We start from the raw sequence: 20060 nt of genomic DNA, 5'->3' as shown, positions 1-20060 counted from the left end.
GAAATTTTAGCTGTTTTCCAAAATCTTTTTATTAATCGCTTTCACTAAAGCCGGACCTTCGTAAATAAATCCAGTATAAAGTTGTACCAAACTGGCACCAGCATTCAATTTTTCAATGGCATCTTCCGCAGTGTGAATTCCTCCTACTCCAATGATTGGGAACGACTTATTACTTTTTTCTGAAAGAAAACGAATCACTTCTGTAGAACGTTTCGTTAATGGTTTTCCAGATAAACCGCCCATTTCTGATTTGTTTTCTGATTGTAAACCTTCGCGAGAAATCGTCGTATTGGTAGCAATTACACCTGCAATTTTGGTTTCGTTGACGATATCAATAATATCTAAAAGTTGTTCATCGGTTAAATCGGGAGCGATTTTTAGTAAAATTGGCTTTTGTTTTGGTTTAGTATTATTCTTATCTTGAAGGGTTTGTAATAACTCCGTTAAAGGTTTTTTATCTTGTAATTCTCGTAGATTTGGCGTGTTTGGCGAACTCACATTCACCACAAAATAATCGACATACGGAAATAAAGCTTCAAAACAGATTTCGTAATCTTTTACAGCTTCTTCGTTTGGCGTGACTTTATTTTTCCCTATGTTTCCACCGATTAAAACGCCTTTATTTTTTTTCAAACGTTCCACCGCTTCTTTAACGCCACCATTATTAAACCCCATTCTGTTGATAATCGCATTATCTTCTTTTAAGCGAAACAAACGTTTTTTAGGATTTCCTTCTTGTCCAATAGGCGTCAAGGTTCCAATTTCAATAAATCCGAAACCAAAATTTGATAACTCTTGATATAATTTCGCATCTTTATCAAATCCTGCCGCTAAACCCACTGGATTTTTGAATTTAATTCCAAAAACTTCTCTTTCTAAACGAGCATCTTTTACTTCGTAAAGCGATTGAAATAAGCCTGAAAAACCTGGGATTTTATTCAAAAAACGAATAGCTGAAAAAGTAAAATAATGCACTTTTTCTGGATCAAAACAGAAAAGTAACGGACGAATGAAGATTTTGTACATAGTGTGTTGTGTTGTTCTGCAAAAGTAAGAAAATGCTATTCCAAAAAAAAGTATTGACGCATTTTGTAACAATAAAAGATTTGGTGCGTATAATTAGGGAAGTAAAAAGTAAAAAGTGAAAAGACTAAACTTCTAATTTCTAAATTCTAACCTCTAAATTCTGATTTCAAAATGGCTCAAACTCCTTCTAACATGTTACCACTGGGCACGATTGCTCCTGATTTCAATTTAAGAGATACTAATGCTACTGATTTTAAAACTTTTGCTGATTGCAAAGGGGAAAAAGGAACGGTCGTGATGTTCATTTGCAATCATTGTCCGTTTGTGCATCATGTGATGGAAGAAGTAATGCGTGTGGTGAACGATTATCGCGTGCAGGGAATTGGTTTTGTGGCGATTTCGAGTAATGATGTAGTGAAATATCCTCAAGATGCTCCTGAGTTAATGACTGAATTTGCTTTTGAAAACGGGTTTGAATTTCCTTATTTATATGATGAAACACAAGAAGTAGCCAAAGCCTATGATGCCGCATGTACACCTGATTTTTATCTTTTCGACAATCAAAATAAATTGGTTTACAGAGGACAATTAGACGACAGCCGACCAGCAAACGGAATTCCATTAAGTGGTTCTGATTTACGAAGCGCTATTGATGGTGTGGTTATGAATCGATTAATTAATCTGGAACAGAAACCGAGTATTGGGTGTAATATAAAATGGAAGTAAATTACTGACAATCAAATGTCGATAACTTTATATTTAATCATTTCTTTATTATTTTTATTTAGATTAATTTTGAATAAAAATATTTTAATTATGAAAAAGCGACTAATTACACATGAAGGTGAATTTGAAATTTGTTATGCAAAAGATTTAGAAGTAATAGATTTTTACTCATCAAATTATTCAAGTGAACCTATTTCAATTAATTTTATTTCGAATTCAACAAAATTGAATGAAGACAATTGTTTTCAACTTTTAAAAAAATGGAGACCAATCATTGAAAATGAAATTTCAATGATTGTTGAGAATAATAAAGAATTTTATTCTCAATTCAGTCAGGTCAAAATATGTGATAAATTAGGATTCACACTAACAAGAAATATACAAAATCGAGAAAGGATTTTTGTCTCAGAGTTTGATTTAAAATTAGAATGTAGTTTTCAAAATTAATCACTTTCTCTCCAAAATCACCTCAATCGGATTATTACTTCTAGGTCCGAAAGTTCTGGCTTGGCGTTCGTTTTCACTCGAACATAAAATGTACATATTGAAAGCTTGCAATTGCACTAATTGCTCTTTGTATTTTCCTTTAGTATCTTGAATTTTGATATAAAACTCTTCTGCTGGAAATGTGTTGGTTACCGAAAGCAAATACGTATCACCTGAATATGGGAAAAACCATTTTTCGGGTTCGTTTGGTTTACTTATTAAATGATTTCGAGTAAAAACTAAAGCTTGATTACCGTATTTCCAACTGTATTTATTATTCTCGTTGATGACTTCTTCTCCTTTTTCGTTGACCAACGTAATTTTTAAATCGGGAATATTATCTGATTTACCTTCCTCATGGGCTTTTACCACTAAATAAGATGTAAAATCAAACCCACAATGAGGCACTTGTCCAAAGGATAACAAAGAGAATAGTAGAAAGAAAAAAGATAATTTGGTTTTCATAGATTGGAATTGGACGTAAAAATACAAAAATGATACCAAAGTAAAAATCCCAAGACAAAGTCTCAGGATTTCTATTAATATACTTTTTACTTTAAACTTTTTCCTTTGGACTTTATTATTTCACATCCATTAATTCTACATCAAATACCAAAGTTGCATCTGGTGGAATTACACCTCCAGCACCTCTAGAACCGTATCCTAAATAAGAAGGAATTACAAAACGAGCTTTGTCTCCCACTTTTAATAAAGCAATACCTTCGTCCCACCCTTCGATTACTTGACCAATACCTAAAGTGAAGTCAATTGGTTGTTTTCTTTTGTATGATGAATCAAAAACTTGTCCATTTTCCAATGCTCCTTGATAATGAACTGATACTTTTTTACCTTTTTCAGCTTGTTTTCCGCTTCCTTTTTGAATGATTTGGTATCGTAAACCACTTTCAGTCTTTTGAAAACCAGCGGCTAATTTTTCTAAAGCTTCCTCTGCCATTTTTTTTTGCTCAGCAATTCTTTTCTCTCTTGAACCTTCAAATGTTCTGAAAGCTTCAACAGCATTCCATTTTTGAGCCTCATCTCCTACTCTTACAATTTCTAATGAATCAATTGTATCACCTTGAGCAATTGCATCTACCACATCTTGTCCTTCAACAACGTGACCAAAAACAGTGTGTTTTCCGTCTAACCAAGCAGTTTCAATATGTGTAATGAAAAATTGAGAACCATTTGTACCAGGTCCAGCATTAGCCATCGATAAAACTCCAGGTCCATCGTGACGTAAAGTTGGGTGAAACTCATCGTCAAAGTTGTAACCAGGACCACCTGTTCCTTGCCCTTGTGGACATCCACCTTGTATCATAAAATCAGGAATTACACGGTGAAATTTTAATCCGTCATAATATGGTTTTCCCATTGGACGAGCCGAATTTTCTAATTGTCCTTCTGCTAATCCTACGAAATTTCCAACCGTTCCTGGTGTTAAATCGTGTGTTAATTTTACTAAAATAGTACCTTTTGAAGTATTGAATTTAGCGTATATTCCGTTTTCCATGCTTTTGTTTTTAAATTTGAAAGTGCAAAATTACAAAATTAATTGGTAGTTTTGATAAACAAATATCGATTACAATGGAAGCTAATGATTACTTAAATATCAATAAACAAACTTGGAACAACAAAGTAGAAGTTCACGTGAACTCGGATTTTTATGACATGGAAGGTTTTCTGAAAGGAAAATCTACATTAAATTCGATTGAATTGGATTTACTTGGCGATGTTTCTGGAAAAAGAGTTTTGCATTTACAATGTCATTTTGGTCAAGACACCATGACTTTAGCAAGAATGGGAGCTAAAGCAACTGGAATCGATTTATCCGACAAGGCAATTGAAAAAGCGAAAGAAATCAATGAAAAATTAGGCTTAGATACGACTTTTATTTGTTGTGATATTTATGACTTACCGAATCATTTGGACGAAAAATTCGATATTGTTTTCTCCACTTATGGCACAATTGGTTGGTTTCCCGATTTAGATAAATGGGCAAAAATAGTTTCGCATTTCTTAAAACCAAATGGAAAATTTGTCTTTGCCGAATTTCATCCTGTGGTTTGGATGTTTGACAATGATTTCAAAGAAGTTTTTTACAATTATTTCAACATTGAACCTATAGTTGAAGACGAATCAGGCACATATGCTGACAGATATGCTGAAATTGCCGCACAAACCATTACTTGGAATCATCCAATTTCAGAAGTCTTAAATGCATTGATTTCAAACAGATTAGAAATTAATTGTTTTAACGAATTCGATTATTCTCCTTACAATTGTTTCAATCAAACCGAAGAATTTGAACCGAATAAATTCCGAATCAAACATTTAGAAAACAAAATTCCGATGGTGTATTCGCTATCGGCAACTAAAAAATAATCTACTATCTTTGCAGCATGCGAATTGATATTATTACCGTTTTACCCGAATTAATGCGAAGTCCATTTGAGGCTTCCATCATGAAACGCGCCATTCAGAAAGGATTGGTCGAAGTCCATTTTCACAACCTTAGAGATTACACTACGAATAAACAAAGAAGTGTAGACGATTATCAGTTTGGAGGCGGTGCTGGTATGGTAATGATGGTACAACCTATCGACGATTGCATTTCGAAACTAAAAAGCGAAAGAACGTACGACGAAATCATTTACATGACGCCTGATGGTGAAACGCTAAATCAAAAAATGGCCAATTCCATTTCGATGTACGAAAACATTATGATTTTATGTGGGCATTATAAAGGTGTTGACCAACGCGTTCGTGATATGCACATTACACGAGAAATTTCGATTGGTGATTATGTATTAAGCGGTGGCGAAATTGGAGCAATCGTTTTTTGCGATGCCATAATCCGATTGATTCCAGGTGTTTTGAGTGATGAAACTTCTGCTTTAACGGATAGTTTTCAAGACAATTTGTTATCACCTCCTATTTACACACGTCCTGCCGAATATAAAGGATTAAAAGTTCCTGAAGTATTATTGAGTGGTAACTTTGGAAAAATAGAAAAATGGCGTGAAGAAATGGCGTATGAACATACTAAAAACAGACGACCAGATTTGTTGGAAGAGTAAAATTGGCATTTGAAAGAAAATTATCAATTATTAATTGTTAATTATTAAAATTATTTCATAAATTTGCACCCACTTTAAACCAACCTCTGGCGATAGACGTGTATGTTGCTTTGAATCAAACATTTATAATTAAAACTATGTCAAATTTAGTTGATTTCGTAAATAACGAATTAGTTGCGAAAAATGATTTCCCTGAGTTTGGTGCTGGTGATACTATCACTGTGTACTACGAAATTAAAGAGGGTGAAAAAACTAGAACTCAGTTCTTCAAAGGAGTTGTAATACAAAGAAGAGGAGCTGGAGCTACTGAAACTTTTACAATTCGTAAAATGTCTGGTGCTGTTGGTGTTGAGCGTATCTTCCCAGTTAACATGCCAGCTTTACAAAAAATTGAAGTGAACCAAAGAGGTAAAGTACGTAGAGCTCGTATCTTCTACTTTAGAGATCTTACTGGTAAAAAAGCAAAAATCAAAGAAAGAAGATACAAAAACTAATTTTTACTTTCTCAAGTATAAAAAGCCGCAACATTGTTGTGGCTTTTTTTATTGAATTTTATTCAAGATTTAAGCAAAATCGCTCCATTATTTCTTTCAAATTTTCTATATTTGGCAGATTTTACAAATTATATTCAAAACAAACACATAACATTCATGTCCAATCAATCTAAAATAATGTATACCATTACGGATGAGGCGCCTATGTTGGCAACACATTCGTTTTTACCTATTGTAAAAGCCTTCACTAAACCTGCAAATATCGCGATCGAAACTAGAGATATTTCTTTAGCAGGAAGAATTTTAGCTAACTTTCCAGAATTCTTAAAAGACGACCAAAAAATTGGTGACGCACTTACCGAATTAGGCCAATTAGCCAATACTCCAGAAGCTAACATTATCAAATTACCAAACATTTCAGCTTCGGTAATTCAATTAAAAGAAGCGATTGCTGAATTACAATCACAAGGTTTCAATATCCCTAACTATCCAGAAGAGCCACAAAACGATACTGAAAAAGATATCAAAGCTAAATACGCTAAAGTTTTAGGTTCAGCTGTAAATCCAGTCTTACGTGAAGGAAATTCAGACAGAAGAGCGCCAAAAGCAGTTAAAAACTATGCTAAGGCAAATCCGCACCGAATGGGAACTTGGACTTCAGATAGCAAAACAGAAGTAGCGCACATGAATTCAGGTGACTTTTACGGAACTGAAAATTCTACTACAGTTGAAAAAGACGGAAAATTTAGAATTGTTTTCAATTCAGATAATGGAGTAACTACTGTTTTAAAAGATTTCGCTAACCTAAAAGCGGGTGAAGTTATTGACAGCTCGGTAATGAACTTAAATGCTTTAAAACAATTCGCAGCAGCTACGATTGCGGATGCTAAAGCGAAAAACGTAATGCTTTCTGCGCATTTAAAAGCAACGATGATGAAAGTTTCGGATCCAATTATTTTTGGAGCTATCGTAGAAACTTTCTTTGCTCATGTGTATAAGAAATATGCTGATGTATTCAAATCACTAGATATCAATCCAAATAACGGATTACAAGATTTATACAACAAAATTGCTGGAATTCCTCAAGAAGCGGAAATCAAACAAGCCATTGCTGATGCTTTAGCTAACGGTCCACGTGTAGCTATGGTAAATTCAGACAAAGGAATTACGAATTTCCACGTTTCTTCTGATGTAATTGTAGATGCTTCTATGGCTGCTTTAGCTCGTAGTGGTGGAAAAATGTGGAATGCAGAAGGCAAAGAAGAAGATACTATTGCAATTATTCCAGACCGTTCTTACGCTGGTTTCTATTCGGCTTGTATTGATGAAATGAAGCAAAATGGCGCTTTAGATCCTAAAACTATTGGTTCTGTACCAAACGTTGGATTAATGGCTCAAAAAGCAGAAGAATATGGTTCTCACGATAAAACTTTCCAATTAAAAGAAAATGGAACAGTTAACGTGGAAGACGAAAACGGAAACGTTTTATTATCTCAAAAAGTAGAAGCAGGTGATATTTTCAGAATGTGTCAAACGAAAGATGCTCCTATTCAAGATTGGGTAAAATTAGCGGTTAACAGAGCAAGATTATCTGATACTCCTGCTATTTTCTGGTTGGATAAAGACAGAGCACACGATAGAGAAATCATCAAGAAAGTTGAGAAATACTTAAAAGATTACGATACAACAGGCTTAGACATTCGTATTATGGATGTTAAAGATGCGATGAAAGAAACATTACGAATCATCCGTCAAGGAAAAGATGTAATTTCAGTTTCTGGAAACGTATTGCGTGATTACTTAACGGATTTATTCCCAATTTTAGAATTAGGAACTTCGGCTAAAATGTTATCAATCGTTCCGTTAATGAACGGTGGTGGATTGTTTGAAACAGGTGCTGGTGGTTCTGCTCCAAAACACGTAGAACAATTTATTGAAGAAGGTTATTTACGTTGGGATTCATTAGGTGAATTCTTAGCATTACAAGCTTCTTTAGAACATTTAGCACAAACGCAAAACAATGCAAAAGCACAAGTTTTAGCAGACACTTTAGACGAAGCGAATGCAAAATTCTTAGCAGAAGACAAATCGCCAGCAAGAAAAGTGGGTGGAATTGACAACAGAGGTTCGCATTTCTATTTAGCTTTCTATTGGGCACAAGCTTTAGCAAACCAAACTAAAGATGCTGAATTAAAAGCAACATTTGCTCCTATTGCTGAGGCAATGACTGCTAACGAATCTAAAATTGATGCAGAATTAATTGCAGCTCAAGGTAAAGAACAAAAAATTGGTGGTTACTATCATCCAAGTTTTGAATTAACAGAGAAAGCAATGCGTCCAAGTGAAACATTAAATACTATCTTAGCTAAATTGAACTAAGATTTTTAAACTCAATAAAAAAAGCGACTTAAAATTTAAGTCGCTTTTTTTATTTCTTTTCTATTGGCTTGACATATTCAATAACAAATTTAGCTGCTACTCCAGTATTCAAATTCCAATCATTTGTAGTTATTAAATTATCATTTTCATCATAAATGGCGAATGTAGCTGTGTTAGGACCTGCCAATCCTTGATTTAGCGCCACAATATCAATATTATTATCTCCTTCTCTTAATTCAATCAAACTCGTTTTAAAATCAGAATCTAAATAAATAACATTAAAAGCTGTAACTTCATTTAAAAGAATTCTAACCTTATCTCCATCAGGATCCATATGATCTCTTGTCTTGATTTTTATGACATGTGTATTGACTTTAAACTTTCCAAAGAAAACATTTTCCCAACTTCCTTGTTGCGTTTCTTTATTTAATTTATCCTTTACTTCATCTCCTGGATTCTTAAATTCACTTTTTTGAACCATGACACTTTCTTCTCCTTTTTTCTGATTCAATATTGAATAACGCTTTAAGTAGCTATCTTCTTTATCAAAAATACTTTTATAGGGTAACGTTGTGGTATTTGATTCGGTATCCACTTTTGCTGGTTCGTCCCAATTTAACTTCAGCTTTGAAGTTTTAAAAGGAGAATCTTTTTGAGCCAAAACCGACACAAATTGAAATAGAAAAAGTAAAACAAATAATTTGGTTTTCATTTGAACTGCATTGAAAGTGGTAAATTTATAACAATAATTGATTTTTGTTTACAAATTAACATTTGTTTTAAATTATTGCATATTTTTTTTGTGAAATTTGTTGTACAAAATTTATACCAAAATGAGGCTACAATTAAAACTTTATTGGATTTTATTCTTTTTTTCACTTTTGGGATTTGGTCAAGAAAAAGTAACACTAAGTGGAGTTGTTTCAGATGTTAATAACAACGAAACTTTAATTGGTGTCTCCGTTTACATTTCCGAATTAAATATTGGTACTTATACTAATGAATACGGCTTTTATTCTATTACATTACCAAAAGGGAATTATTCAATTCAAGTTAGCTATATTGGATTTGAAACCTTTTCTGAAAAATTAGAAATCAATCAAAATGTAAAGAAAAACTTTAGTCTAAAAGAAGGCAAGCAAGAACTTAAAGAAGTTGTCATTACAGAAAACGCTTATAAAACCAATATCAAAAAACCAGAAATGAGCGTTAATAAACTAGCTATTAGCACAATAAAACAAATGCCAGTTTTATTGGGTGAAGTCGATATTATTAAATCGCTTTTGTTTTTACCAGGTGTTACAAACGCTGGAGAAGGACAATCAGGTTTTAATGTTCGTGGTGGTGGAGCCGATCAAAATTTAGTGCTTTTAGATGAAGCTACGCTTTATAACACATCACATGTATTTGGTTTATTTTCAGTTTTTAATGCAGATGCTATTAAAGATTTAAAACTATATAAAGGAGGAATTCCAGCCCGTTTTGGAGGAAGAGCCTCTTCGGTTTTAGATGTGTATCAAAAAGACGGAAATAGCAATAAATTCAGTATGAATGGTGGAATTGGATTAATTTCCAGTCGCTTATTAGCTGAAGGTCCAATTGTAAAAGACAAAGGCTCTTTTCTTATAGCAGGAAGAGGTTCGTATGCCCATTTATTCTTGAAATTAACCGATAATAAAAACTCCGCTTACTTTTATGATTTGAACACTAAATTGAATTATAAAGTTAACGAAAATAACAACTTATATTTATCGGGTTATTTCGGGCGCGATATCTTTAATTTAAATGAATCCTTCCGAAATATTTACGGAAATTCGACACTTAATGTGCGTTGGAATCACTTATTTTCCGATAAATTATTTTCTAACTTATCGCTCATTTACAGCAATTATTTTTACGGATTAGATTTAGATTTCATAGGATTTAATTGGGAATCTACAATTCAAAACTACAATTTGAAATATGATTTTAAATATTACGCTACTGAAAAAACAAAGTTCAATTTTGGAGCTAATGTCACAAAATTTGATATCAATCCCGGCACCATAAAACCATTGAATGAAGAATCTTCAATTAACTACCGTCAATTGGATAAAAAATATGCTTTTGAAAATGCTTTATATGTCGATTTCGAATATAATTTAACTGATAAACTTGCTATTATGGCAGGAGTTCGCTTTAGTTCTTTTTACCGAGTTGGAGCTTCCACCATTAACTATTACGATAACGATCAACCCGTTTTGTATGATGAAGAGTTGAAAATTTACGAAAAAGCAACTCCAACTTCTACAAGGTATTTTGGTTCGAATGAAAAAATAGCAGATTATTCCAACTTTGAACCTCGTTTTACGGTATCCTATGAAATTGATAAAGATCAATCCATAAAAGCAGGTTATAACCGAATGGTGCAATACATGCAATTGGTTTCTAACACCGCATCTCCTACTCCATTAGATGTTTGGACACCCAGCGATAATTACATAAAACCTCAACTAGCTGACCAAGTTGCTGTAGGATATTTTAAAAACTTTAAAGATGGTGATTACACTTTAGAATTAGAAACTTACTACAAAAAAGTACAAAACCGAATCGATTATATTGATGGTGCCGATTTAATTGCCAACGAAGCAATAGAACAAGTTCTATTAAACGGAAGAATGCGCTCCTACGGTCTAGAAATGATGATTAAAAAAAATGAAGGGCGATTAAACGGATGGATTTCATATACTTTATCTCGCTCAGAACAACAAACTCCAGGAAGAACACCAACTGAAATTGGAATCAACAATGGTGATTGGTATCGTTCTGCGTATGACAAAACCCATAATTTAGCAGTTACTGGAAGCTATAAATTAAATAAAAAATGGAGTTTTGGAGCTAATTTCACACTTCAATCAGGTCAACCTGTAACTTATCCTTCAGGAAAATATGTTTTTCAAGGTGTAACCGTTCCAAGTTATAACTCTAGAAACGAAGACCGATTACCAGCTTATCATCGTATGGATGTTTCGGCAACGCTGACTCCTAAAAAATATGAAAACCGTAAATTTAAAGGAGAATGGGTTTTTGGAATTTACAACATCTATAGCCGCTATAATGCTGCTTCAATATCGTTTAGACAAAATTCAGAAACCGGTGCAAATGAAGCCGTAAAACTTTCTATTTTCGGAATTGTTCCTTCTGTTTCCTATAATTTTAAATTTTAATTTTATGAAAAATATTTTCCTATATACCGTTTTACTCGTTACAATACTGTTAAATAGTAGTTGTGAAAAAGTAGTAGATATTGAATTGGACAATTCAGACCCAAAATTGGTTATTGATGCCATCATCAAATGGGAGAAAGAAACAACTGGTGAAAGTCAAACCATAAAATTGAGTTTGACTAATGATTTTTACACCAATGAAATTCTTCCTGCTAATGGTGCAACCGTTACCGTTACAAATAGTTCCAATGTAGTTTTCAATTTTATTGAAGTTCCAAATACGGGAGATTATGTTTGTAATAACTTTCAACCTGTAATTGGCGAAGTTTATACATTAGAAATTCTATATGATGGAGAAATATATAATGCCTCTAGCGCTTTATATCCTACTCCTGATATTATTAATGTACAACAGGAAACCGTAGTTGGAATTAGTGGTGAAGACGAAATTCAAATTAAATATTTCTATCAAGATAATGGAGCTGAAGAAAATTATTATCTATTAGGTGTTAAAAATCCAAACAAACAATTTCCTGAATTTGGTGTGGTAAGCGACGAATTTTTTCAAGGAAACGTTATGTTTGGTTTTTATGGTAGTAGTGAAACGGAACCTGGAATTACGTTAGATTTAAGCGTTCAAGGCGTTTCAAAAAGTTACTATAACTACATGAATAAATTAATATCAATTGCCGGTGGTAATGCTGGAAATCCATTTGCAACACCACCAGCTACCATTAGAGGAAATATTAGTAACATTACAAACAACTCAAATTATCCGCTGGGTTATTTCTTTTTGAGTGAAATTGATACGGTAAGTTATTTGGTGCAATAATTCTTCAAAAACAATTTCAATTTCAAGAACCAATATCAAAAATTGAAAGTTGAAGTTGCGTTTGTTCTTGCACTTGATTTTTATTAACAATATATTTACGGCATTAAATCTAAAAAATGTCATCACACCATATTGTTCGAGACGACCAAGAACCCGCATTAATCATTGCTAATGGCGCATCCTGTAGCAAAGAATTAATGGGGCAATTGTTAGAATGGTCACCATTAGTGATTGTTTTAGACTCAGCAATTGAACGTGTTTTAGAATTAGACATTAAAGTCGATGTTTTATTGGGCGATTTTGACCGAGGTTTTAAACCTGAATATTATTTAGATAAACAATATCCATTAGAAATTGTTTATGCTCCCAATCAAGATAAAACCGATTTAGAAAAAGCTTTTGATTATCTTATCGAAAAAGGCCACAAAGCTGTAAACGTAATTTGGGCTACCGGAAAACGAGCCGATCATACCATAACCAATATAACTAACATTGTAGCCTATCGCAATCAATTGAAAATTGTAATTATTGACGATCATTCTAAAGTATTTTTATTACCCAACAAATACGATAAATGGTATACGGCAAATACTACGTTATCATTAATTCCGATTGGAACAGTTAGCGGAATTACAACTAAAAATTTATTTTACCCTTTAAATAATGAAGAACTAACCATTGGTTATCGCACTGGAAGCAGCAATCATGTTACTGAAGACGGAATTGTTTCCATTTCACACGAAAAAGGCGATTTACTTTTAATGGAATGTTGGGATTAAAAATTTGTCTATGAATTTGAAAAAATTACTATTTATCAGTTTTATATTTAGTGTAATTATCCCTAAATCTTTTTCACAAACTACTTTTAATGTAGAATATGTATTAGGCAAAACATCTCCTGCAAATGAATTTTTCCCAGAACTAAAAGTGAATCAAACTCTGAGTCTCTTTGTTGGAAAAAAACATTTTTCAGACGAAGCTTGGGTACAATCACTTCAAAATCCAGAAACAGGAATACTATTTCAATACAGTAATTATGGAAATAATGAATTTGTTGGATCATCTTACAGCTTGATGCCATATTTAGAAATTCCTCTATTTCATTCAAAAACGAAACGCTTATTTTTAAACACTGCTATTGGAGCTTCTTATTTCAACAAGAATTATGACGATGGTAAAAACTGGCAAAACAAAGCTATTTCAACTGATTTCACATGGGCTTATCGTTTGTTCCTAAATTATTCTATATTTTCCAATACCTATTTAGATACTCGAGCAAGTATAGGGTATTCACACCATTCTAACGGACATATAAAATGGCCTAATCAAGGTTTAAATACATTTTCTGCCGGATTAAACTTCAAATTCAATCCCCAAAAAGCTAAAACCGATTCTATTACTATAAACGATTCAAAATATACTCCTGTTAAATTTTATCAAATCAAAACAGGCATAGGGCAACAATCAATTTATCGATTATATAACGATACTAAAGAAGTGTATTCTACTTCATTTGCTTTTGGTAAAATCTACAAAAACACGTATAAAATTGGAATTGGTTTCTTTTATACTTTTTATGAAAACTACTACGATTACATAAAAGAAGAGAATTTTTTAGTAAATGAAGACTATCCAGAATTAAAGAAAAACCCAATTTACAATTCATCCGCTTATGGTGTTTTTATAAATGGAGAACTTTTAATGAATCACTTTGCCGCTGAAGCGCAATTAGGCATTAATATTGATAAACCATTTTACAAAATTGACTATCGATTAAATAGTGAAATATATGTTCCTGAAACTGGTGATTATGTTCCGAGTGAATTAGATAGTTATTATAAATTAAAACGTTTTATTTCGGGCAAACTAGGCTTAAAATATTATGCTTGGAATACTAAAAACATGCCAAAACACAATGTATCACTTGGCGCTTATATCTGTAGTAATCTAGGACAAGCTGATTATACAGAATTAAGTTTAGGCTATACTTACATCATTAAATAAAATATGTAGTATTTTTGTAAAAATACTTGCTTTACATGAAATTCCAAGTCGTATCTGAATACAAACCTACTGGTGACCAACCGCAAGCCATTGAAAAACTTTCAAAAGGCATTTTAAATGGTGAAAAATACCAAACATTATTAGGGGTAACAGGTTCTGGAAAAACATTTACCGTGGCTAATGTAGTACAAGAAGTACAACGACCAACACTTATTTTAGCGCATAATAAAACACTTGCAGCTCAGTTATATTCCGAATTCAAGCAGTTTTTTCCAAATAATTCGGTGCAATATTTCGTTTCTTATTACGATTATTATCAGCCAGAAGCTTTTATTCCCGTTACCGGAACGTATATTGAAAAAGATTTATCGATTAATGATGAATTAGAAAAACTGCGTTTAAGCACTACTTCTGCCCTACTTTCAGGTCGAAGAGATATTATTGTAATTTCATCTGTTTCTTGTTTGTATGGAATTGGAAATCCGGTTGAATTTCAAAAAAACGTAATCAATTTAGAAGCAGGTCAGCAAATTTCGCGTACCAAATTACTACATCAATTAGTTCAAAGTTTATATTCGAGAACGGAAGCCGAATTTGCCGCAGGAAATTTCAGAATCAAAGGCGATATTGTGGAAATCTTCCCAAGTTATGGTGATGAACCTTTCCGAATCCACTTTTTTGGAGATGAAATTGAAGAAATTGAAGCTTTTGATCCAACCACTGCAAAAGTGATAGAACGATACGAAAAACTAACGATTTATCCAGCGAATATGTTTGTGACTTCGCCTGATGTGTTACAAAACGCTATTTGGGCTATCCAACAAGATTTGGTCAAACAAGTGGATTATTTCAAAGAAATTGGCAAACATTTAGAAGCAAAACGTTTAGAAGAACGCACGAATTTCGATTTAGAAATGATTCGCGAATTAGGCTACTGTTCTGGAATTGAAAATTATTCGCGCTATCTTGACGGAAGAGAACCTGGAACCAGACCTTTCTGTTTGTTAGATTATTTTCCAGATGATTACTTGATGGTAGTCGACGAAAGTCACGTTACGATTTCGCAAGTGCATGCCATGTATGGTGGCGATAGAAGTCGTAAAGAAAACTTGGTAGAATATGGTTTCAGATTGCCTGCTGCTATGGACAATCGCCCATTAAAGTTTGACGAATTTGAAGCTTTGCAAAACCAAGTAATTTATGTTTCGGCAACACCTGCTGATTATGAATTACAGAAAACTGAAGGTGTTTATGTAGAACAAGTCATTCGTCCAACAGGTTTGCTTGACCCAATTATTGAAATTCGACCAAGTGCCAACCAAATTGATGATTTAATTGAAGAAATTCAAGTGCGATGTGAAGCTGACGAACGTGTTTTAGTCACCACATTAACCAAACGTATGGCGGAAGAATTGGCAAAATATTTAACCAAAGTTTCGATTCGTTGTCGTTATATTCACTCGGATGTTGATACGCTGGAACGAGTAGAAATCATGCAAGATTTACGAAAAGGTATTTTTGATGTGTTAATTGGTGTGAACTTACTTCGTGAAGGTTTGGATTTACCCGAAGTTTCTTTAGTTGCCATTTTAGATGCGGATAAAGAAGGTTTTTTAAGAAGTCATCGTTCGTTAACACAAACTGTAGGTCGTGCTGCGCGTAACGTAAATGGAAAAGCGATTATGTATGCGGATAAAATTACCGCTTCGATGCAAAAAACCATTGACGAAACCAATTACAGAAGACAAAAACAAATCGATTACAATACCAAAAACGGATTAGCGCCAAAAGCTTTAAATAAAAGTTTAGGAAGTGCATTAAGTGGTAATTCAGTTTCTACAGGTTATTATGAAAAAGAAGCTCTAAAAGCGGCCGAACCAGAAAGTTTATACTTGAGTAAACCCGAAATTGAGAAAAAAATTAGAGATTTACGCAAAATGATGGAAAAAGCAGCTAAAGAATTAGACTTCATGCAAGCAGCGAAATTGCGTGACGATATAAAAGTTTTACAAGAGAAAATTAAATAAAAACACATATGAGCAAAATTGAAAACATTCTAAAATTAGAAGACGAAATCAAAATCATTGAAGCTATTGGAGAAATCATTTGGCAGAAAAAAGAAGAAACAGAGGATTTCTCATCGTTAACCGATGAAGAGAAAGTATTCGTTTTTGTAGATTTATTTGAAGGTGCTATGGGAGAAGGCGGTTTTCAATTCTTTTTTAGTTCAGAAGCAGGTGATTTTGCAGAAGAAGTTATCACATCGTATAAAGAAATTAAAGCATTTAAAACGGCGGAATTAATTTCAAAAGCATTGGGTTTATTCCCAGCTAAAGCCTATTCGCCTGACGTGGAAAAAAGAATAGCATTCATTGAAAAAGCGGATGAAAACATCATTTCAGGTTGGGAAGACTTAGACGAATTATTTTTCGAAGACGAAACTGAAGAAGATATCGTAACATTAATCGTAGATTATATTAAAGCCAACGAAAATCAATTTGGAGCTTAATTAAAATAAAATTTGCAAGATAAATCTTAATATTTTACTTTTATACAAATTAACTATATAAATCAAAAAATGAAAAAAATTATTTCTCTCATCCTATGTTTCGTAGTCCTAACTTCATGTTCAAGCGATTCTTCTGATGAATCATCATTAACGGGATCAATTACTGCCACTATCGATGGTCAAAATTGGCGCTCTAATGTAGCTGTTGCCGCAGTTCAATCTATTAATTTTGGTGAAATTAATGGTAGTGTACTTCAAATTTTAGGAACTGCATCAAATTCTTCATCGTTAGCTATTAATATTCCTTTACAGAACTTATCAGTAGGAACTTATACTTATAATGGATTCGATGCAGATGGAAATTTAAGTTACAATACTATCGAAGACTCATATAGTTCTGATGAAACGGGTGGAACATTCACATTAACAATCAACTCATACAACAGTAACAACGGAACAATTTCAGGAACTTTTAGTGGAACCTTAATCGGCTTTGATTCTCCAACACAAATGTCAATAACCAATGGTACATTTAGCAATATTAGAGTAATTAGTCAACAATTATATTCTAATGGAAGTATGTCATTAAAATTAAATAGCGGTACTGTTTTCAATATGGATACAGATAACAATGATGGTAAGTATTTAATGATTCAGCAAGTTAGCGAAGCTAATAAAATAGTGGTATACGGATACAATACAAATATTGGTGCTGATTTTGGTATTTATTCCATCATGATTCCTGAAAATGCAACTGTTGGTTCACATTCAATTGATGGAAATAATTATGATGCTGGTTTCAATAATAATTCTAATATTGACTACACAACAACAGGAGGAACTATAAACATTACTTCTCACTCAGGGAATACAATTGTAGGAACTTTTAATTTTACAGCAACAGGAAATTCCCAAACCATGACAATTTCCCAAGGTAATTTTAGTATTACTTATAACTAAAAAAAAGAGAGTGCTAGTTCACTCTTTTTTTTATTTCTATTTGATAAAATACCTATCTTAAAAAAATTTATACTTTTAAGTAATCAATCATAAAACAATAAAGTATGGCAACAGTAAATGTATATCTTACCTTTAATGGTAATACAGAAGAAGCTTTTAATTTTTACAAATCGGTTTTTGGAGGCGAATTTACTTATATGGGTAGATTTAAAGATATGCCAGCCGATGAAAATTGTCCACCTCCAAGTGAGGAAGAAGGCAATCGCATTATGCATGTAAGTTTGCCTATTAGTAAAGAAACCATTTTAATGGCAAGTGATAGCACTTCGTTTAGTGGCGATGTTACTTTTGGAAACAATTTCTCTGTATCTATCAATACAGACAGTAAAGAAGAAGCAGATAAATTGTTCAATGGACTTTCTGCAGGCGGAAACATTATTATGCCAATGGAAAAAACATTCTGGGGAGCTTATTTCGGAATGTTTACCGATAAATTCGGCATCAATTGGATGGTAAATTTCGACGAAGTTCTTGCAAACTAATTATGTTGCTCAGTAAAAACGGACAATAAAACATCTCCCTCAACCATTCGGTTTGGGGAGTTTTTCATTAAATTCAGTACGCGTTTCATCGCATACGGATTTAATCCCATATTAATTCCAATTTCATTGATTTTGATTTGTTCAGCATCGTGTAAAACGCCATCGCAATGCATCAATAACGCCAAACGATAAAACTGACAAATTCGGTGGAACTCATCTTTTATTACGGTAACTTCACCTCTATTTTCAAATAATTTATGAAAAACAGTTTTCTCAATTTCTAATTCCATGGCTACCATTTCTAAAAAATCGTACTCTCTATCGTGCAATTCGCCATCGATTAAAGCAAAACCAATCATTTCCTGTAATAAACTTATTTTTTCTTGGTAACTGTCCATCAAAATAGTATTTTTATGTTTTAGATGAATTCAAATATAAAAATGAAAAAGCAGTATTTCCCATTTTTGTTCTTTTTTTTATTAACATCTCTTTCGGGATGGTCGCAAAGCAAAGTTACTTCTTTTATGATAGAAGCTCCACAATTACAGACTTCAAAGAAAATTTGGTTGTATTTACCTCACAATTATGAAACTTCAGAAAAGAAATATCCCGTAATTTACATGCACGACGGGCAAAATTTATTTGATGATAAAACGGCTTTCGCAGGCGAATGGAGAGTAGATGAAACTTTAGATTCTTTAAAAGCGGAAGTCATCATTGTAGGAATTGAACACGGCAACGAAAAACGAATGGATGAACTTACACCTTATCCAAATGAAAAATATGGTGGCGGAAAAGCCGATGCTTATTTGGATTTCATTGTAACTATCTTAAAACCTCATATCGACACCAATTACAGAACAAAAACAGGTAAAATAAGCACAGCAATTGCTGGAAGTTCGCTTGGTGGACTCGTTTCTTATTACGCCATTTTAAAATATCCTAAAATCTTTGGAAAAGCAGCAATTTTTTCGCCCTCTTTTTGGTTTAACAATAGCATTTATACTTTGACGGAAAACACCAAAAATCTCAAAACCAAATTGTATTTCATGTGTGGCGATAGCGAAGGTGAAACCACAGTAGCCGATATGGACAAAATGGTAGACTTAGTCAACGATAAAAGATGCACTTGCATGCATTTAACCAAAAAAGTAGTAATTGTCAATGGTAAACATAATGAAAAATTATGGGCGAAAGAATTTGGAAAAGCGTACCTTTGGCTCTTCTAAATGAATTAATAATTTAGAAATTGAATATTTAATAAAGACACAGAATGAATAACAACGATATATTTAAAAAGTTACGTGTAGCCTTACAATTACGTGATGACCAAATTATTGAGATATTAAACTTAGTGAATTTTAGAGTTTCTAAAGGCGAATTAGGTAATATATTTAGAAGCGAAGACCATCCCAATTACATGGAATGTGGAGATCAATTATTGCGTAATTTCCTTAATGGATTAGTGATTTACTTACGTGGCACAAAAGAAGACCCAAAAAATCCAAGAGAAGTTTTAGACCAAATTGCCAAAAACAAAACCTCAATCTCAAAAGACGCCAAAAAACCCGAAACCAAAAAACCATTCCAACCAAAATCAACAACAAACAAAAAACCATTTGGACAAGGCAAGCCTTCTACAAAAAAGCAAAAGCCAGAAAGCCCAGTTGAACGCTTTAAGTTTAATTCTGGTAAAAATAAAAAGTAAATAGAATCCTCAAGTAATTGGGGATTTTTTTTCAATATTTACAGCTTAGTCCAAAAAAGTTTATTTTATCTCAAAGGTTTTTTTCTATTTTAGAAAAAATATATTATT

The 20060-nt window shown here is 32.9% G+C and carries 21 protein-coding genes; 16 read left to right on the top strand and 5 right to left on the bottom strand.

Annotated features, from left to right (window positions below):
- Positions 1-6: 6 nt before the first annotated feature.
- Positions 7-1026, bottom strand: coding sequence for a quinone-dependent dihydroorotate dehydrogenase (locus tag IM755_RS10380; protein ID WP_194096535.1), 1020 nt, complete (start codon positions 1024-1026; stop codon positions 7-9).
- 171 nt (positions 1027-1197) lie between these two features.
- On the opposite strand from IM755_RS10380, the gene IM755_RS10375 reads away from it, so the two are divergent.
- Both IM755_RS10375 and IM755_RS10370 read left to right on the top strand, forming a co-directional pair.
- Positions 1198-1752 (top strand): thioredoxin family protein, encoded by a 555-nt coding sequence (locus IM755_RS10375; protein WP_194096533.1) that lies wholly within the window; start codon positions 1198-1200, stop codon positions 1750-1752.
- 90 nt (positions 1753-1842) lie between these two features.
- Positions 1843-2199, top strand: coding sequence for a hypothetical protein (locus IM755_RS10370; protein WP_194096531.1), 357 nt, complete (start codon positions 1843-1845; stop codon positions 2197-2199).
- On the opposite strand, the gene IM755_RS10365 is transcribed toward IM755_RS10370, so the two are convergent.
- Positions 2200-2703, bottom strand: a complete 504-nt coding sequence (locus IM755_RS10365) for a hypothetical protein (protein ID WP_194096528.1) — start codon at positions 2701-2703, stop codon at positions 2200-2202.
- A 115-nt stretch (positions 2704-2818) separates the two neighbouring features.
- A complete protein-coding gene (locus tag IM755_RS10360) occupies positions 2819-3751 on the bottom strand; it encodes a peptidylprolyl isomerase (RefSeq protein ID WP_194096526.1) in 933 nt (310 codons plus the stop codon).
- 74 nt (positions 3752-3825) lie between these two features.
- On the opposite strand from IM755_RS10360, the gene IM755_RS10355 reads away from it, so the two are divergent.
- The 4 genes from IM755_RS10355 to IM755_RS10340 all read left to right on the top strand — a co-directional run bounded on the left by IM755_RS10355 (position 3826) and on the right by IM755_RS10340 (position 8191).
- On the top strand, positions 3826-4623 hold the full coding sequence (locus tag IM755_RS10355; RefSeq protein ID WP_194096524.1) for a class I SAM-dependent methyltransferase: 798 nt from the start codon (positions 3826-3828) through the stop codon (positions 4621-4623).
- Between the two features lie 17 nt (positions 4624-4640).
- Positions 4641-5318 (top strand): tRNA (guanosine(37)-N1)-methyltransferase TrmD, encoded by a 678-nt coding sequence (gene trmD / locus IM755_RS10350; protein WP_194096522.1) that lies wholly within the window; start codon positions 4641-4643, stop codon positions 5316-5318.
- Positions 5319-5455: 137 nt separating this feature from the next.
- Positions 5456-5812 carry a 50S ribosomal protein L19 gene (gene rplS, locus IM755_RS10345; RefSeq protein WP_026725064.1) on the top strand — a complete coding sequence of 119 codons (357 nt, stop codon included), beginning with the start codon at positions 5456-5458 and terminating at the stop codon, positions 5810-5812.
- Between the two features lie 156 nt (positions 5813-5968).
- Positions 5969-8191: an NADP-dependent isocitrate dehydrogenase gene (locus IM755_RS10340; RefSeq protein ID WP_194096806.1), complete on the top strand. Its 2223-nt coding sequence runs from the start codon at positions 5969-5971 to the stop codon at positions 8189-8191.
- A gap of 49 nt (positions 8192-8240) precedes the next feature.
- On the opposite strand, the gene IM755_RS10335 is transcribed toward IM755_RS10340, so the two are convergent.
- Positions 8241-8903 carry a hypothetical protein gene (locus IM755_RS10335; RefSeq protein ID WP_194096519.1) on the bottom strand — a complete coding sequence of 221 codons (663 nt, stop codon included), beginning with the start codon at positions 8901-8903 and terminating at the stop codon, positions 8241-8243.
- Between the two features lie 121 nt (positions 8904-9024).
- Between IM755_RS10335 and IM755_RS10330 the strand changes: the two genes are divergently transcribed.
- The 8 genes from IM755_RS10330 (at position 9025) to IM755_RS10295 (ending at position 18244) form a co-directional block, all read left to right on the top strand.
- Complete coding sequence (locus tag IM755_RS10330) at positions 9025-11397, top strand: TonB-dependent receptor (protein ID WP_194096517.1); 2373 nt, start codon at positions 9025-9027, stop codon at positions 11395-11397.
- 4 nt (positions 11398-11401) lie between these two features.
- Positions 11402-12229 carry a DUF4249 family protein gene (locus tag IM755_RS10325; RefSeq protein ID WP_194096515.1) on the top strand — a complete coding sequence of 276 codons (828 nt, stop codon included), beginning with the start codon at positions 11402-11404 and terminating at the stop codon, positions 12227-12229.
- Positions 12230-12345: 116 nt separating this feature from the next.
- Positions 12346-13008, top strand: a complete 663-nt coding sequence (locus tag IM755_RS10320) for a thiamine diphosphokinase (RefSeq protein WP_194096513.1) — start codon at positions 12346-12348, stop codon at positions 13006-13008.
- A 10-nt stretch (positions 13009-13018) separates the two neighbouring features.
- On the top strand, positions 13019-14233 hold the full coding sequence (locus IM755_RS10315) for an acyloxyacyl hydrolase (protein ID WP_194096511.1): 1215 nt from the start codon (positions 13019-13021) through the stop codon (positions 14231-14233).
- Positions 14234-14268: 35 nt separating this feature from the next.
- Positions 14269-16260, top strand: a complete 1992-nt coding sequence (gene uvrB / locus IM755_RS10310) for an excinuclease ABC subunit UvrB (RefSeq protein WP_194096509.1) — start codon at positions 14269-14271, stop codon at positions 16258-16260.
- A gap of 8 nt (positions 16261-16268) precedes the next feature.
- Entirely contained in the window at positions 16269-16742 is a 474-nt protein-coding gene (locus IM755_RS10305) for a DMP19 family protein (RefSeq protein WP_194096507.1), read from the top strand.
- A 69-nt stretch (positions 16743-16811) separates the two neighbouring features.
- Complete coding sequence (locus IM755_RS10300; RefSeq protein ID WP_194096505.1) at positions 16812-17702, top strand: DUF6252 family protein; 891 nt, start codon at positions 16812-16814, stop codon at positions 17700-17702.
- Between the two features lie 104 nt (positions 17703-17806).
- Entirely contained in the window at positions 17807-18244 is a 438-nt protein-coding gene (locus tag IM755_RS10295) for a VOC family protein (RefSeq protein WP_194096503.1), read from the top strand.
- On the opposite strand, the gene IM755_RS10290 is transcribed toward IM755_RS10295, so the two are convergent.
- Positions 18241-18642, bottom strand: a complete 402-nt coding sequence (locus IM755_RS10290; protein ID WP_026725073.1) for a hypothetical protein — start codon at positions 18640-18642, stop codon at positions 18241-18243. The two genes, IM755_RS10295 and IM755_RS10290, sit on opposite strands and share 4 nt — an antisense overlap.
- Before the next feature lie 42 nt (positions 18643-18684).
- Here IM755_RS10290 and IM755_RS10285 point away from each other — a divergent pair, with 42 nt between their 5' ends.
- Both IM755_RS10285 and IM755_RS10280 read left to right on the top strand, forming a co-directional pair.
- On the top strand, positions 18685-19473 hold the full coding sequence (locus IM755_RS10285; RefSeq protein ID WP_194096499.1) for an alpha/beta hydrolase: 789 nt from the start codon (positions 18685-18687) through the stop codon (positions 19471-19473).
- A 44-nt stretch (positions 19474-19517) separates the two neighbouring features.
- Positions 19518-19952 (top strand): DUF1456 family protein, encoded by a 435-nt coding sequence (locus tag IM755_RS10280; protein ID WP_194096497.1) that lies wholly within the window; start codon positions 19518-19520, stop codon positions 19950-19952.
- Positions 19953-20060 lie beyond the last annotated feature (108 nt).

This window comes from Flavobacterium proteolyticum (assembly GCF_015223105.1).
Taxonomy (GTDB): Bacteria; Bacteroidota; Bacteroidia; order Flavobacteriales; family Flavobacteriaceae; genus Flavobacterium; species Flavobacterium proteolyticum.
This window is presented reverse-complemented; position numbering and strand designations above follow the sequence as displayed.

Excerpts from the sequence above, each read along its gene's own strand:
- trmD (WP_194096522.1), top strand. The coding sequence starts at position 4,641 with ATGCGAATTGATATTATTACCGTTTTACCCGAATTAATGCGAAGTCCA.
- IM755_RS10315 (WP_194096511.1), top strand. The coding sequence starts at position 13,019 with ATGAATTTGAAAAAATTACTATTTATCAGTTTTATATTTAGTGTAATT.
- IM755_RS10355 (WP_194096524.1), top strand. The coding sequence starts at position 3,826 with ATGGAAGCTAATGATTACTTAAATATCAATAAACAAACTTGGAACAAC.
- IM755_RS10340 (WP_194096806.1), top strand. The coding sequence starts at position 5,969 with ATGTCCAATCAATCTAAAATAATGTATACCATTACGGATGAGGCGCCT.
- IM755_RS10320 (WP_194096513.1), top strand. The coding sequence starts at position 12,346 with ATGTCATCACACCATATTGTTCGAGACGACCAAGAACCCGCATTAATC.
- IM755_RS10370 (WP_194096531.1), top strand. The coding sequence starts at position 1,843 with ATGAAAAAGCGACTAATTACACATGAAGGTGAATTTGAAATTTGTTAT.
- IM755_RS10335 (WP_194096519.1), bottom strand. The coding sequence starts at position 8,903 with ATGAAAACCAAATTATTTGTTTTACTTTTTCTATTTCAATTTGTGTCG.
- IM755_RS10300 (WP_194096505.1), top strand. The coding sequence starts at position 16,812 with ATGAAAAAAATTATTTCTCTCATCCTATGTTTCGTAGTCCTAACTTCA.
- IM755_RS10325 (WP_194096515.1), top strand. The coding sequence starts at position 11,402 with ATGAAAAATATTTTCCTATATACCGTTTTACTCGTTACAATACTGTTA.
- IM755_RS10360 (WP_194096526.1), bottom strand. The coding sequence starts at position 3,751 with ATGGAAAACGGAATATACGCTAAATTCAATACTTCAAAAGGTACTATT.
- IM755_RS10330 (WP_194096517.1), top strand. The coding sequence starts at position 9,025 with ATGAGGCTACAATTAAAACTTTATTGGATTTTATTCTTTTTTTCACTT.
- IM755_RS10285 (WP_194096499.1), top strand. The coding sequence starts at position 18,685 with ATGAAAAAGCAGTATTTCCCATTTTTGTTCTTTTTTTTATTAACATCT.
- IM755_RS10305 (WP_194096507.1), top strand. The coding sequence starts at position 16,269 with ATGAGCAAAATTGAAAACATTCTAAAATTAGAAGACGAAATCAAAATC.
- uvrB (WP_194096509.1), top strand. The coding sequence starts at position 14,269 with ATGAAATTCCAAGTCGTATCTGAATACAAACCTACTGGTGACCAACCG.
- IM755_RS10375 (WP_194096533.1), top strand. The coding sequence starts at position 1,198 with ATGGCTCAAACTCCTTCTAACATGTTACCACTGGGCACGATTGCTCCT.
- IM755_RS10380 (WP_194096535.1), bottom strand. The coding sequence starts at position 1,026 with ATGTACAAAATCTTCATTCGTCCGTTACTTTTCTGTTTTGATCCAGAA.
- IM755_RS10290 (WP_026725073.1), bottom strand. The coding sequence starts at position 18,642 with ATGGACAGTTACCAAGAAAAAATAAGTTTATTACAGGAAATGATTGGT.
- IM755_RS10280 (WP_194096497.1), top strand. The coding sequence starts at position 19,518 with ATGAATAACAACGATATATTTAAAAAGTTACGTGTAGCCTTACAATTA.
- IM755_RS10295 (WP_194096503.1), top strand. The coding sequence starts at position 17,807 with ATGGCAACAGTAAATGTATATCTTACCTTTAATGGTAATACAGAAGAA.
- IM755_RS10365 (WP_194096528.1), bottom strand. The coding sequence starts at position 2,703 with ATGAAAACCAAATTATCTTTTTTCTTTCTACTATTCTCTTTGTTATCC.
- rplS (WP_026725064.1), top strand. The coding sequence starts at position 5,456 with ATGTCAAATTTAGTTGATTTCGTAAATAACGAATTAGTTGCGAAAAAT.